This is a genomic window from Pseudomonas huaxiensis, from assembly GCF_003231275.1.
Taxonomy (GTDB): Bacteria; Pseudomonadota; Gammaproteobacteria; order Pseudomonadales; family Pseudomonadaceae; genus Aquipseudomonas; species Aquipseudomonas huaxiensis.
Window position 1 is genome coordinate 40,532 of record NZ_QKVL01000032.1, and the last position, 13,626, is coordinate 54,157.

The following is a 13,626-nucleotide window of genomic DNA, read 5'->3' on the forward strand; positions in this document are numbered from 1 at the left end:
TCAGTGGCCGTTCTTCTGATTGTTCAGGGTGTTGGTCAGCGCCAGCATGCAGCGCTCTTCGGCGGTGTCGAGTTCCAGTTGCATCTGCTGGATGTCGAGCAGTTGCTGTTCAAGTTGGGCGCGGCGTTCGGCGATCTTGGCCAGCATGCTGTTGAGCTGCTTGGTGTTGCCGCCGGAGGGATCGTAGAGTTCGATCAATTCGCGGCATTCGGCGAGGGAGAACCCGATGCGCTTGCCGCGCAGGATGAGCTTGAGGCTGACCTTGTCGCGGGCCGAATAGATACGCTCCAGACCGCGGCGCTCGGGGCTGAGCAGCCCCTGTTCCTCGTAGAAACGGATCGCCCGGGTGGTGATGTCCAGCTCGCGGGACAGGTCGGAGATGCTGTAGGTCTGGCTGCTCATTGCGCGGGGCTCGATGATGAAGGCAATGGGCCTAACCTATAGGCAGGTTTACGTTTACGTCAAGGTCGATGTGGCCGTAGGTGTAGGTGTAGGAGCGAGCTTGCTCGCGAATGGCGGCCGTTACCCCAGCATCCGCGCAATCACCTCCCACAACCGCGGATCCTCGAAATCTGCCACCACCAATTGCGCCCCGGCTTCCACCAGCGCTTCAGGCCGCTGGCTGGTGGACAAGCCCACGGTAAAGATCCCCGCGCCGCTCGCCGCCTTCACCCCCGGCAGCGAATCCTCGAACGCCAGCGAATGCGTGGCCCGTGCATCCAGCCTGTGCAGACCGGTGAGGTAGGGCAGAGGGTCGGGCTTGGCTCGGGCCAGTTCTTCGGCCACCAGCACATGCTCGAAGCGCCCGGCCAGGCCCAGGGCATTCAACATGTGCTCGGCATTGGCTCGCGGTGCGTTGGTGACCACCGCCATGCCGATCGCGTTTTTCTGTGCATGCGCCAGCAGGGCCAACAGCCCCGGGGTGGGCTGCAGGGTCGGCGACAGCGAGCGAAAGCGCGCTTCCTTGCGGTCGGCGAACGCCAGATGCTCGCTCAGCGGGCGATCAGGAAACAGATAGCGGCACAAATCAGCATTGGCCCGACCACTGACATGGGCGTCGAAGTCTTCCTCGGTGAGGGTGCGGCCTTCTTCGCTCAGCAGTTGCTGCATGGCCAGCAGGTGGAGCTTGTCGGTATCGGCGAGGGTGCCGTCGAGGTCGAACAGCAGGGCATCGAGCATGGAGAACATCCGTGAATCAGTGGTCGGCCATGATAACCGCAACGGCACGCCGATCAGCGGGGCTGGTCAGCCGGAAACGAAAAGAGTACAAATGTGCTCCATGACGACTCTATCCCCAAAACGCGCTGCCATCCTCACCTTCATCCGCGACCGCATCGCCGATAAAGGGCAGCCCCCCAGCCTCGCGGACATCGCCCAGGCCTTCGGTTTCGCCTCGCGCAGCGTGGCGCGCAAGCATATCCAGGCGCTGTGCGAGGCCGGCCTTATCGAGATCACCCCCAACCAGGCCCGCAGCATCCGCCTCGTCGGTCGGCTGCGCCGTCCCGAAGTGCTGGAAATCCCGGTGCTGGGCCAGGTGGCGGCGGGTCGGCCGATCGGTCCGGACGTGGGCATCCACGAACAACTGATGCTCGACGCCCACCTGTTCAGCCGCACCCCGGATTACCTGCTCAAGGTTCGTGGCGATTCGATGATCGACGACGGCATCCTCGACGGCGATCTGGTTGGCATCTACCAGCAGGCTGACCCCCGTGACGGCCAGATCGTCGTCGCCCGGCTCGATGGCGAGGTGACCATCAAGCGTTTCGAAAAGGCTGGCGGTCACTACCGATTGCTTCCCCGTAACCCGGCCTATGCGCCGATCGAGGTCGGCCCGGATCGCGACTTCGTCATCGAAGGCGTGTTCTGTGGCCTGGTGAGGCGCGACTGATGGGCGCGGTGGTCAGCCTCGACGGGCTGCTCGACACGCGGCGGGTCTGGAAGGGCCGGCCACTCGCCGAGTCCCACGGCCTGCAGCCCACCGGGCATGCCGCGCTGGATGCGCTGTTGCCGGGCGGCGGCTGGCCACCGGCGGCGCTCAGCGAATTGCTGCTGAGTGAAGAGGGCGCGGGCGAACTGCATTTGCTCTGGCCCAGTCTTGCGCGGTTGAGTTCGGCGGGCGAGCGTATCGTCCTGGTGGCGCCACCCTTCATTCCCTATCCCCCGGCGTGGCAGGCGGCGGGTGTCGATCTGCGCTGGCTGTCGGTGGTCGAGGCGAGCGCGGCGGAAAGCCTCTGGGCTGCCGAGCAATGCCTGCGCTCCGGCAGTTGTGGCGCCGTTCTGTGCTGGCCCCGGCGTGCTGACGACCGTGCGCTGCGGCGGTTGCAGGTGGCGGCGGAAACTGGCCAGGCGCTGGCGTTCGCCTGTCGCGATCAGTCGGCGGCACTCAACCCGTCGCCCGCTGCCTTGCGGATTGCCATCGATGCCAGCCCGGCGCGCTGGCGGGTGCTCAAGTGCCGTGGCGGGCTGGCGCCGAATACCCCGATTGTCGCACCCGGCCGTGTGGGCTGACGTGCCATGCTCTGGGCCTGCATTCTCTTGCCACAACTGGCGCTCGACTGCGTGCTGCGCGGACGTGACGATGCCGAGCAGCCGCTGGTGCTGCTCAGCGGCCCGGCGACGCGCCGGGTTCTGCAGGCGGTCAATCCGGCCGCCCGCGCCCTTGGCCTGCGTGCGGGCCAGAGCCTGACCACCGCGCAGGCTCTGGCCCAGGGCTTCAACACGGTCGAGCACGATGCCGCGGCCACCGAGCAGCAGCAACAACTGCTCGCCGCCTGGGCCTACCGCTTCAGCTCCCAGGTCAGCCTGCATTACCCGCGGGCCTTGTTGCTGGAGGTCGAATCCAGCCTCGGCCTGTTCGGTCCCTGGCCGCAGTTCGAGGCGCGCTTGCGGGCGGAACTGACGGCATTGGGCTTTCGGCACCGGATCGTGCTGGCCAGCAATCCGGTGGCGGCGCGCATGTTGGCCAATGCCTACGACGGTCTGGCCGCGACCGATGCCGAGACGACCCGCGCCGCCCTGGCCGCCATGCCCATTGACCGCCTCGGCCTGCCCACTGAGGCGGCCACGGCGTTCGGCCGCATGGGCCTGCGCCAGCTCGATCAGGTGCTGGCGCTGCCCCGCGAAACCCTGGCCCGGCGTTTCGCTGCGGCGGTGCAGTTGCACCTCGATCGGCTGCTGGGGCTGCGCGCCATGGCCCTTGACTGTTACCTGCCGCCCGACCGTTTCGAGGCCCGCCTGGAGTTGAATTTCGATGTGGAATCCAGCCAGGCGCTGCTGTTTCCGCTACGTCGCCTGATCGGGGACCTGGCGGCCTTTCTCGCCGGGCGCGATGCTGGCGTGCAGCGCTTCAACCTGTTTCTGCAACACGCCGAAGGCCCGGACACCTTGCTGCAGGTCGGCCTGCTCGCCGCTGAACGCGACGCCGGGCGTTTGCTGGAACTGGCGCGCGGCCGTCTTGAGCAACTGACCCTGAGAGCCCCGGTACGCACCCTGCGCCTGACCGCTGAAGAACTGCCGACATTCGTGCCCCAGGCCAGCGAACTGTTTTCGGCGCGCCCCCAACAGCAGCACAGTTGGGAACAGTTGCGCGAACGCCTGCGGGCGCGGCTTGGCGACGAAGCCGTGCGCGGCGTCGGGCTGGTGGCCGACCACCGCCCCGAATGCGCCTGGCGCAGCGATGGTCCGGCCTTGTCGCCGGCCAGCGGCAACCAGGCCCCGCGCCCCGGCTGGCTACTGGCCGAGCCGCGCGCCGTGTCGCCGACGAGCGTGCGCCTGCTTGCCGGGCCGGAGCGCATCGAGTCTGGCTGGTGGGACGGCGGCGATGTGCGCCGCGATTACTACCGGGTCGAAACCGACAGCGGTCTGCGCGGCTGGGCCTACTTTCACAGCGGCGAGCGCGATGTGCTGTGGCTGCAGGGCTGGTTCGCATGAGCGTCGGTTATGCCGAGTTGCACTGCCTGTCGAACTTCAGCTTCCAGCGCGGTGCGTCCAGCGCCCAGGAGCTGTGTGGCCGCGCCCGGCAACAGGGTTATCAGGCCCTGGCGATCACCGACGAGTGCACCCTGGCCGGTATCGTCCGCGCCTGGCAGGCGGCGCATGAGGTGGGGCTGCCGCTGATCGTCGGCAGCGAAGTGCGTATCGAGAACGGCCCGAAGCTGGTGCTGCTGGTGGAGAACCTGTGCGGTTACCAGCACCTGTGCGGTCTGATCACCCGGGCCCGGCGGCGGGCGGAGAAGGGCAGCTATCGGCTGCTGCGCGAGGATTTCGACAATCCCCCGCAAGGCCTGCTGGCGCTGTGGATTCCGGATGACCTCGACGACCCAGCGTCAGGGTACTGGCTGCGCGAAGTGTTCGCCGAGCGCCTGTGGCTGACCGTGCAACTGCACCACGGTCACGACGATCGCCAGCGTCTGGAGCGCTTGCTGGCGCTGGCCACGACTTTGGGCATTCCGGCGGTGGCCAGCGGTGATGTGCACATGCACGCTCGCGGTCGACGCGCCTTGCAGGACTGCATGACCGCCATTCGCCATCACACCACTGTCGCGGAAGCCGGGCACCGCCTGTTCGCCAATGGCGAGCGGCACCTGCGCAGCCTGCCGCAACTGGCGGCGCTGTACCCGTTCGCGTTGCTGGAAGAAAGCACGCGGATCGCCGAGCGCTGTCACTTCGATCTCAAGCGCGACCTGAAATACCACTACCCCCACGAAGTCGTGCCCGCCGGCTACAGCGCCAGCGCCTGGTTGCGCGCGCTGTGCGAGCGGGGCATCCCCCGGCGCTGGCCGCAGGGCATCGGTGCCAAGGACCGCGAGGCGCTGGAGCACGAGCTGGAACTGATCACCGACCTCAATTACGCGTCCTATTTCCTGACGGTCCACGACATTGTCCAGTTCGCCCGCGAGCGAGGCATCCTCTGCCAGGGGCGGGGTTCTGCGGCCAACTCGGTGGTGTGCTTCGTGTTGGGTATCACCGAACTCGACCCGAGCCGCAGCAATCTGCTGTTCGAGCGCTTCCTGTCCCGCGAGCGCAACGAACCGCCGGATATCGACGTGGACTTCGAGCACGAGCGCCGCGAGGAAGTCCTGCAATACGTGTTCAACCGCTATGGTCGCCATCGGGCGGCGTTGACTGCGGTGGTCAGTAGCTACCACGCCGCGGGGGCGGTGCGGGATATCGGCCGGGTGCTGGGCCTGCCGCCCGACCAGCTCGGCGCCCTGGCCGATTGTTGCGGACGCTGGAGCGATCGTGTGCCGTCCGCCGAGCGCCTTGTCGAGGCCGGCTTCGACCCGGACAGCCCGCTGCTGCACCGGGTACTGACCCTCACCGGCGATCTGATGGGTTTCCCTCGGCACCTGTCCCAGCACCCCGGTGGTTTCGTTATCAGCGAGCAGCCGCTGGACACCCTTGTGCCGGTGGAAAACGCGGCGATGGAAGGGCGCACGGTGATCCAGTGGGACAAGGATGACCTCGATGCCGTCGGTCTGCTCAAGGTCGATGTGCTGGCCCTCGGCATGCTCAGTGCCTTGCGCCGTTGTTTCGACCTCTACGCCTTGCATCGCGGCCAGCGCCTGACCATTGCCAGCATTCCCGCCGATGACACGCCGACCTACGACATGATCAGCCGCGCCGACACCATCGGCGTGTTCCAGATCGAGTCGCGGGCGCAGATGGCGATGTTGCCGCGATTGAAGCCCAGGGAGTTCTACGACCTGGTGATCCAGGTGGCGATCGTCCGGCCAGGGCCGATCCAGGGCGACATGGTTCATCCCTTTCTGCGGCGACGTAACGACAAGGAGGAAGTGACGTATCCGTCCGACAAGCTCAGGGCGGTATTCGAGCGCACCTTGGGCGTGCCGCTGTTCCAGGAGCAGGTCATGTCCCTGGCCATCGTCGCCGCCGACTACACCCCCGGCGAAGCCGACGAACTGCGCCGCTCCATGGCCGCCTGGAAACGCCACGGCGGCCTGGAACCCCACCGTCAGCGGCTGACCGAAGGCATGTTGAGAAACGGCTACGACCTGGCGTTCGCCGAGCGCATCTTCGAGCAGATCAAGGGCTTCGGCAGCTACGGTTTTCCCGAGTCCCACGCCGCCAGCTTTGCCTTGCTGACCTACGCCAGTTGCTGGCTGAAGTGCCATGAGCCGGCGATCTTCGCCTGTGCGCTGATCAACAGTTGGCCGATGGGGTTCTACAGCCCCGACCAGATTCTGCAGGACGCGCGCCGCCACCGGATCGAAACCCGTCCGGTGGATGTGCATCACAGCGATTGGGATTGCACCCTGGAACCGGGTGAAGACGGTCAGTTGGCGCTGCGCCTGGGCTTGCGCCAGGTGCGCGGATTTCGCCAGGACGACGCCCTGCGTCTGGTGCGGGTTCGGGAAGAGCGGGCTTTTCGCGATGTCGCCGACCTGTGCCTGCGCGCCAGCCTCGACGGTCGCGCCCGTGACCTGCTGGCCGATGCCGGGGCTCTCGCGGCGCTGGCCGGGCACCGCTATCAGGCGCGCTGGGAGGTGGCGGCGGTGCAGGCGCAATTGCCGCTGTTCGCCGGCCTTGAACCCACCGCAGAAGCGCCCGTCGAGTTACCTGCGCCGAGCATCGGCGAAGACCTGTTCGCCGATTACCAGAGCGTAGGCACCACCTTTGGCCCGCACCCGCTGTCCCTGTTGCGCCGACGCCTGACGGGACTGGGTTGTCGCAGTTCGCAGGGGCTGGAGGGCGTGGCCCATGGCGATGTGATCAGCGTGGCGGGTCTGGTGGTGGGCCGGCAGCGACCGCAGACCGCCAGCGGCGTGACGTTCGTCACTCTGGAAGATGAGTTCGGCATGCTCAATGTGGTGGTCTGGCGTGACCTGGCCGAGCGTCAGCGGCGGGTGCTGGTGGGGGCGCAATTGATGCGGGTGATGGGCAAGCTGGAGTTTGCCGATGGCGTGCGTCATCTGATCGCCCGCCGCCTGGAAGATCTCAGCCCGCTGTTACACGGGCTGGATGTGCGCAGCCGGGACTTCCACTGAGCCTCAGACCATCGCCAGGCGCTGCTTGCGGGTCGGCGCCGGAAACGCCTGGTCGATGGCCGGGTTATGGCTGCCATGCGCATGTCGATAAATCTCCAGCGTTCTCAAGATCGAGCGCCGCCCGCGCGGCGCATCGCGAGCGAGCTCGCTCCTACATTGGTTGCAACGTACCTATGCCTGTCAGGCCATAGTTGAACGCCTTGTTTGTACGAAGCGGTATCGAGTCGATCTCAATAGCCTCCCCGCGATTCATCGCCAAACGCCAAGGGCGGGCAACACCTCTCTGACAGGCCATGGCGCGTTGCAACCGATGTAGGAGCGAGCTCGCTCGCGATGCGCCGCGCGGGCGGCGCTCGATCTCAAGAGCGCTAGAAGATTTCCGACATGCGCCTGGTGGCCATTACTCGGTTTTTTGACTGGCACCTTCCTGCCACCACATGACCGAAAGATGTGTAGATACCCATGCTCATCGCCAGCAAACCCGCCCCCGCAGGTTCTTAACCCAACGCCGGATCTGTAATTTTCTCTATCAACACGTCCAGCACCGCCTGCGCCGCCGCCGACAGCTTGTGGTCCGCCAGCAGGATCACGCCGATCCGCCGCTCGATACTCGGCGCCACCAGCGGCACGCATTGCGCCCCCAGCTCGCGCATCTGGCCGATACACAGGGCCGGCACCGCGCTGACCCCCAGCCCATTGGCGACCATCCGGCCAATCGTGGACAACTGATGGCTCTCGAACGCCACCGCCAGTTTGCCGTGGTCCGCCGCCACATGCCGTTCCAGCAGCAGGCGCACCGCCGAAGGACGTTGCAGGGTGATGAAGTCCTCCTTGAGCAACTCTTGCCAGCGTACCTGTGGCTGCTGTGCCAGGGGTGAGTCGGTTGGCACCACCGCGACGAAGCGGTCCAGATAGAGCGGCTTGAACAGCAGCGGTTCGCTGGTTTCCGGCTCGAAGCCGATACCCAACTCGACCCGCCGGTGGCGCACCAGTTCCAGCACTTGTTCATTGATCACGTCATGCACGGTGACGTTGACCCGCGGGTAACGCTCGCGAAACACCTTCAAGACTGGCGGTAGCAGGTTACCGGCGAAGGCCGGCATGGCGGCGATGGACACCCGCCCCAGTTGCAGGGTGAAGCGCTGGCGCAGCAGTTCCTCGGTGTTATCCCAGTCGGCCAGCAGTTGCCGGGCCAACGGCAGCAGGACTTCGCCCTCCGGGGTCAGGCTGACGCTGCGCGTGGTGCGGCTGAGCAGGGTGCCGCCCAGGAGTTCTTCCAGGCTCTTGATGGTCAGGCTCAGGGCTGGCTGCGACAGGTGCAGGTGCTCACCAGCCTGGGCGAAGCTCTGGTAAGTGGCGACGGCGACGAAGGCACGCAATTGCTTGACGTTCATGGGATTGTTTTAAAAACCAAATCAATCGATGAGAAAAACAAAATTAACAAATCAGTCGCCAGGGGAGAAGATGCCGACAGACGCTTCCCGACACGCTGTCGGGCTCTTACAACGACAAAAGGCGGATCAGCATGGCCGGACTGGACAAGCGCGTAGCAACCTATGAACAGGCCCTCGAAGGCCTGACTGACAACATGACAGTACTGGCTGGTGGTTTCGGCCTGTGCGGCATCCCGGAAAACCTCATCGCTGAAATCAAGCGCCGCGGCGTCAGCGGGCTGACCGTGGTTTCGAACAACTGCGGCGTTGATGGTTTCGGTCTGGGCGTGCTGCTGGAAGACCGCCAGATCCGCAAGATGATCGCCTCCTACGTTGGCGAAAACGCCGAGTTCGAGCGCCAGTTGCTCAGCGGCGAACTGGAAGTTGAACTCACCCCACAAGGCACCCTGGCCGAGAAAATGCGCGCCGGCGGCGCCGGTATCCCGGCCTTCTACACCGCCACCGGCTACGGTACGCCGGTTGCCGACGGCAAGGAAGTGCGCCAGTTCAACGGGCGCAACTACATCCTCGAAGAAGCCATCACCGGTGACTTCGCCATCGTCAAAGGCTGGAAAGCCGACCACTACGGCAACGTGGTCTACCGCAACACCGCACAGAATTTCAACCCGCTGGCGGCCACCGCCGGCAAGATCACCGTGGTCGAGGTCGAGGAAATCGTCGAGCCGGGCGTGCTGCTGCCGAGCGAGATCCATACCCCGGGCATTTACGTCGACCGGGTCATTGTCGGCACGTTCGAAAAGCGCATCGAAAAACGCACGGTCAAAGCCTGACCCGTCCTTGCACAGAACAACAAAGAGATCCTGACCATGGCACTTACCCGCGAACAAATGGCCCAGCGCGTCGCCCGCGAACTCAAGGACGGCTACTACGTCAACCTCGGCATCGGCATCCCGACCCTGGTGGCCAACTATGTCCCGGCTGATATCGACGTGATGCTGCAGTCGGAAAACGGCCTGTTGGGCATGGGCGAATTCCCTACCGAAAGCCAGCTCGATGCCGACATGATCAACGCCGGCAAGCAGACCGTGACCGCCCGGCGTGGCGCGTCGATCTTCAACTCCGCCGAGTCCTTCGCCATGATTCGTGGCGGCCATGTCGACCTGACCGTGCTTGGCGCGTTCGAGGTGGATGTGGAAGGCAACATCGCCTCATGGATGATCCCCGGCAAGCTGGTCAAGGGCATGGGCGGGGCGATGGACCTGGTGGCTGGCGCCGACAACATCATCGTTACCATGACCCACGCCTCCAAGGACGGCGAGTCCAAGCTGCTGCCCCGTTGCAGCCTGCCGCTGACCGGTGCCGGCTGCATCCGCAAGGTGCTGACCGACCTGGCTTACCTGGAGATCGAGAACGGCACGTTCATCCTGCGCGAGACGGCGCCGGGGGTGAGTGTCGAGGAGATCATCGAGAAGACTGCGGGCAAGCTGATCGTGGCGGATGATGTGAAGGAAATGACCTTCTGATTTTGTAGGGGCTTTCAGGGCCTCATCGCTGGCAAGCCAGCTCCCACACTTACAGCGCTGTTCTGACGATCCGCGATGCCCGTGGGAGCTGGCTTGCCAGCGATGAGGCCCGAAAAAGCCGCCGAATACACCGGGTTGTATGCACTCGCGGGGCCGGTCCGGGACAAGGAACCACGCATTCCTTGCCCCGGACCGACCCCGCGTTTGTTTTTCTACACCTTCACGTCCCGCTCATCCTGCGCCAACACCGCCTGGCACAACTCGATCATCTGTTCGCGCATCCAGCGGTTGGCCGGGTCCTGGTCGGTGCTTTCGTGCCAGTACAGGTGGGTTTCCAGCGGCGGTACGTCATTCACCGGCAGACTCGCGTAGTTGAGGTTGTGCCGGCGGGCGAAGCGCTCGGGCACGGTCATGACCATGTCGGTCTGCTGCAGCACCTGCGACGCCATCAGGTAGTGCTGCGAACGTAGCGCGATCCGCCGTTGCAGGCCCATCTTGCCCAGCGCCAGGTCGACATAACCCAGGCCGTTGCGGCGGCTGGAGATATGGATGTGGGTCAGGCTCATGTACTCGTCGAGGCTGATCTTGTCCTTGGCCATCGGGTGGCCCTGGCGCATGGCGCACACGTATTGATCCTGGATCAGCTTGACGTGGCGCACTTGCGGGTCGGTGTTGAGCGGTGCATCGACGGCGAAGTCCAGGCGGCCAGCGGCCAGTTCCTTGGTGGTTTCGCGGCGTTTGCACAGGAAACTCTCGATCACCACCGCTGGCGCCAGGCGCCGCAGGCGCTGGAACAGCGGTGGCAGAACCACCGCCTCGGTGAGGTCGGTCATGCTGATACGGAAGGTCTTGTTGGCCTGCAGCGGATTGAAGATGCGGCTTTCCTGCACCGACACCCGCAGCAGCGACAGCGCGTTGCGCACCGGACCGATGATGTTCTGCGCCATGGGCGTCGGCACCATGCCCTGGGCGGTGCGCACGAACAGCGGGTCATTGAAGGTTTCGCGCAGGCGGGCGAGGGCGTTGGACACCGCCGGCTGGGTGATGCCGACGATCTGCCCGGCGCGGGTCAGGTTGGCTTCGGTGTAGATGGCATCGAAAACGATGAACAGATTGAGGTCGACCTTGCTCAAGTTCATGGCACTGCTCTTGTTGGCGTTATGGGGTCGATCATATATCGGTTATGAATGTTTATACACGCCGAAAATAGACTAGGTGGATTTTGCCCGGTGATCTAGCATCGATTCCAGATCCCTTTCACGAAGAAGGTACTGCTCATGGATTTCGCCTACTCACCCAAGGTCCAGGCCCTGCGCGAACGTGTCACCGCGTTTATGGACGCCTATGTCTACCCCGCTGAACCGGTGTTCGAGCAACAGGTCGCCGAGGGCGATCGCTGGCAACCGACTGCGATCATGGAAGAACTGAAGAACAAGGCCAAGGCCGAAGGTCTGTGGAACCTGTTCCTGCCCGAGTCGGAACTGGGCGCCGGGTTGACCAACCTGGAGTACGCGCCGCTGGCAGAAATCATGGGTCGTTCGCTGTTGGGGCCGGAGCCGTTCAACTGCTCGGCGCCGGACACCGGCAACATGGAAGTGCTGGTGCGCTACGGCAGCCCCGAGCAGAAGCGCCAGTGGCTGGAGCCGCTGCTGCGCGGTGATATCCGTTCGGCTTTCGCCATGACCGAGCCGGACGTCGCGTCGTCCGACGCCACCAACATGGCCGCCCGCGCTGTACGCGATGGCGACGAGTGGGTCATCAGCGGTCGCAAGTGGTGGACCTCCGGCGCCTGCGATCCGCGCTGCAAAGTGATGATCTTCATGGGCCTGAGCAATCCGGAAAACCCGCGTCACCAGCAACACTCGATGATTCTGGTGCCGACCGATGCGCCCGGCGTGACGATCGTCCGCCCGCTGCCGGTGTTCGGCTACGACGATGCGCCGCATGGCCACGCCGAAGTGCTGTTCGAGAACGTGCGCGTACCGTATGACAACGTGATCCTCGGCGAGGGCCGTGGTTTCGAGATCGCCCAGGGGCGCCTTGGCCCAGGCCGAATCCACCACTGCATGCGCTCGATCGGCATGGCCGAGCGGGCACTGGAATTGATGTGCAAGCGCTCGGTGGAGCGCACCGCTTTCGGCCGGCCACTGGCGCGGCTGGGCGGCAACGTCGACAAGATCGCCGACTCGCGGATGGAAATCGACATGGCCCGTCTGCTGACCCTGAAAGCGGCGTACATGATGGACCACGCGGGCAACAAGGTGGCCCGCAGCGAAATCGCCCAGATCAAGGTGGTGGCGCCGAATGTGGCATTGCGCGTGATCGACCGGGCGATCCAGATTCATGGTGGTGCCGGGGTTTCAGCGGACTTCCCGCTGGCCTACATGTACGCCATGCAGCGCACCCTGCGCCTGGCCGACGGCCCGGATGAAGTGCACCGGGCGGCGATTGGCAAGTACGAGATCGGCAAATACGTGCCGAAGGAGATGCTGCGCAGCAGCCACTGATCCCGTCTGAAGATGTGAACTGAACCTTGTGGGGCAAGCCCACAAGGTTCGGTATCAACGCTCCTTCTGCGGCTCTTTCTCATCCCGCGTCTTGAACAACGACAACACCACCCCGCCTGCCAGCAACCCGAACGTCACCCCCAGCGACAACAGCGCCGGAATCTTGCCGATGAATCCGTGCAGGAAAATCTTGCCGCCAATGAAGATCAGCACCAGCGCCAACGCGTACTTCAGGTAGACAAACCGGTGCATCAGCGCTGCCAGGGCGAAATACAACGCCCGCAGCCCGAGGATTGCAAAGATGTTCGAGGTGTAGACGATGAACGGGTCCTGAGTGATGGAGAAGATCGCCGGCACGCTGTCCACAGCGAATACCAGGTCGGCCAGTTCGATCAGCACCAAGGCGAGAAACAGTGGAGTGGCGTAGCGGATCGCCTTCGATTGCCCCGCCGGAACCAGGCGCACGAAGAAGCGTGCACCGTGCAACTGGTCGGTGACCCGCACATGCTTGCGGATGAACTTGATGAATGGATTGTTGGCCAAGTCCGGGTGCGACTCCTGGCGGCTGAACAGCATCTTCACCCCGGTAATCAGCAGGAACGCGCCGAAAATATAGAGGATCCAGTCGAACTCCTTCACCAGCGCGCTGCCGACGCCGATCATGATTGCCCGCAACACCACCACGCCGAGAATGCCCCAGAACAGCACGCGGTGCTGGTAACGCCGGGGGATGCCGAAAAAGCCAAAGATCATCGCCATAACGAACACGTTGTCCATCGACAGCGACTGTTCCACCAGCAGCCCGGTGTAGAACTCCAGGGCGCTCTGGGCACCCAGTTCGTACCAGATCCAGCCACCGAACATGATGCCCACGCTGAAATAGCCGGCATACAGCAGCAGGCTTTCGCGCATTTCGATTTCGTGCTGGTCGCGGTGCAGCACCCCGAGGTCGAAGACCAACAGGGCGATGACGATGACGATAAAGGTCAGCCAGAGCAGGCTGCTGGTGCCGAGGAATTCGGCGCTGAAAAAATCTTGCAGAGCTGTCATGAGCCCCTCCCGATGTCGTAGTTGGCAAGCAACTGTGACTCCGACATGGCGGTTGGCGACCGTCAGAGGGGCCCGGCGTCACATGTTCCAGCCTAGTTGCCGGACACGGGGCGGGGCGGGCGAGAGCGTTACAAGGTCTTACAAG

The 13,626-nt window shown here is 64.4% G+C and carries 12 protein-coding genes; 7 read left to right on the forward strand and 5 right to left on the reverse strand.

From position 1 onward, the window contains the following. Window positions 1-402, reverse strand: coding sequence for a MerR family transcriptional regulator (locus DM374_RS24895; protein WP_095157219.1), 402 nt, complete (start codon window positions 400-402; stop codon window positions 1-3). Window positions 403-522: 120 nt separating this feature from the next. Further along, window positions 523-1,179 carry an HAD family hydrolase gene (locus DM374_RS24900; protein WP_110972263.1) on the reverse strand — a complete coding sequence of 219 codons (657 nt, stop codon included), beginning with the start codon at window positions 1,177-1,179 and terminating at the stop codon, window positions 523-525. A 100-nt stretch (window positions 1,180-1,279) separates the two neighbouring features. On the opposite strand from DM374_RS24900, the gene lexA reads away from it, so the two are divergent. From lexA to DM374_RS24920, 4 genes are read left to right on the forward strand one after another with little or no spacing between them, the layout of a single operon-like run. Continuing rightward, window positions 1,280-1,888: a transcriptional repressor LexA gene (gene lexA / locus DM374_RS24905; RefSeq protein WP_450088433.1), complete on the forward strand. Its 609-nt coding sequence runs from the start codon at window positions 1,280-1,282 to the stop codon at window positions 1,886-1,888. Beyond that, a complete protein-coding gene (imuA, locus tag DM374_RS24910; protein WP_110972265.1) occupies window positions 1,888-2,508 on the forward strand; it encodes a translesion DNA synthesis-associated protein ImuA in 621 nt (206 codons plus the stop codon). Before lexA ends, imuA begins: the two co-directional genes overlap by 1 nt. A gap of 6 nt (window positions 2,509-2,514) precedes the next feature. Beyond that, window positions 2,515-3,930, forward strand: coding sequence for a Y-family DNA polymerase (locus DM374_RS24915; protein WP_110972266.1), 1,416 nt, complete (start codon window positions 2,515-2,517; stop codon window positions 3,928-3,930). Further along, window positions 3,906-7,007: an error-prone DNA polymerase gene (locus DM374_RS24920; RefSeq protein WP_225422583.1), complete on the forward strand. Its 3,102-nt coding sequence runs from the start codon at window positions 3,906-3,908 to the stop codon at window positions 7,005-7,007. The genes DM374_RS24915 and DM374_RS24920 overlap by 25 nt, the downstream gene beginning before the upstream one ends. Before the next feature lie 497 nt (window positions 7,008-7,504). On the opposite strand, the gene DM374_RS24925 is transcribed toward DM374_RS24920, so the two are convergent. Beyond that, window positions 7,505-8,401, reverse strand: coding sequence for a LysR family transcriptional regulator (locus DM374_RS24925; protein WP_110972268.1), 897 nt, complete (start codon window positions 8,399-8,401; stop codon window positions 7,505-7,507). 131 nt (window positions 8,402-8,532) lie between these two features. Here DM374_RS24925 and DM374_RS24930 point away from each other — a divergent pair, with 131 nt between their 5' ends. Continuing rightward, complete coding sequence (locus DM374_RS24930; RefSeq protein ID WP_095157226.1) at window positions 8,533-9,231, forward strand: CoA transferase subunit A; 699 nt, start codon at window positions 8,533-8,535, stop codon at window positions 9,229-9,231. A 36-nt stretch (window positions 9,232-9,267) separates the two neighbouring features. Beyond that, window positions 9,268-9,924, forward strand: coding sequence for a CoA transferase subunit B (locus tag DM374_RS24935; RefSeq protein ID WP_095157227.1), 657 nt, complete (start codon window positions 9,268-9,270; stop codon window positions 9,922-9,924). Between the two features lie 212 nt (window positions 9,925-10,136). On the opposite strand, the gene DM374_RS24940 is transcribed toward DM374_RS24935, so the two are convergent. After that, window positions 10,137-11,063, reverse strand: coding sequence for a LysR family transcriptional regulator (locus tag DM374_RS24940; protein WP_110972269.1), 927 nt, complete (start codon window positions 11,061-11,063; stop codon window positions 10,137-10,139). Window positions 11,064-11,201: 138 nt separating this feature from the next. Here DM374_RS24940 and DM374_RS24945 point away from each other — a divergent pair, with 138 nt between their 5' ends. Further along, window positions 11,202-12,431, forward strand: a complete 1,230-nt coding sequence (locus tag DM374_RS24945) for an acyl-CoA dehydrogenase (protein WP_110972270.1) — start codon at window positions 11,202-11,204, stop codon at window positions 12,429-12,431. Between the two features lie 54 nt (window positions 12,432-12,485). Here the strand turns inward: DM374_RS24945 and DM374_RS24950 are convergent, their stop codons facing one another. Beyond that, the gene (locus DM374_RS24950; protein ID WP_110972271.1) at window positions 12,486-13,481 is read right to left on the reverse strand and encodes a TerC family protein; all 996 of its coding nucleotides are present in this window, start codon (window positions 13,479-13,481) and stop codon (window positions 12,486-12,488) included. Between the last annotated feature and the right edge of the window lie 145 nt (window positions 13,482-13,626).

Coding starts and splice junctions, on each gene's coding strand:
- DM374_RS24935 (WP_095157227.1), top strand. CDS start 9,268: ATGGCACTTACCCGCGAACAAATGGCCCAGCGCGTCGCCCGCGAACTC.
- DM374_RS24945 (WP_110972270.1), top strand. CDS start 11,202: ATGGATTTCGCCTACTCACCCAAGGTCCAGGCCCTGCGCGAACGTGTC.
- DM374_RS24930 (WP_095157226.1), top strand. CDS start 8,533: ATGGCCGGACTGGACAAGCGCGTAGCAACCTATGAACAGGCCCTCGAA.
- DM374_RS24950 (WP_110972271.1), bottom strand. CDS start 13,481: ATGACAGCTCTGCAAGATTTTTTCAGCGCCGAATTCCTCGGCACCAGC.
- imuA (WP_110972265.1), top strand. CDS start 1,888: ATGGGCGCGGTGGTCAGCCTCGACGGGCTGCTCGACACGCGGCGGGTC.
- DM374_RS24925 (WP_110972268.1), bottom strand. CDS start 8,401: ATGAACGTCAAGCAATTGCGTGCCTTCGTCGCCGTCGCCACTTACCAG.
- DM374_RS24940 (WP_110972269.1), bottom strand. CDS start 11,063: ATGAACTTGAGCAAGGTCGACCTCAATCTGTTCATCGTTTTCGATGCC.
- DM374_RS24900 (WP_110972263.1), bottom strand. CDS start 1,179: ATGCTCGATGCCCTGCTGTTCGACCTCGACGGCACCCTCGCCGATACC.
- DM374_RS24895 (WP_095157219.1), bottom strand. CDS start 402: ATGAGCAGCCAGACCTACAGCATCTCCGACCTGTCCCGCGAGCTGGAC.
- lexA (WP_450088433.1), top strand. CDS start 1,280: ATGACGACTCTATCCCCAAAACGCGCTGCCATCCTCACCTTCATCCGC.
- DM374_RS24915 (WP_110972266.1), top strand. CDS start 2,515: ATGCTCTGGGCCTGCATTCTCTTGCCACAACTGGCGCTCGACTGCGTG.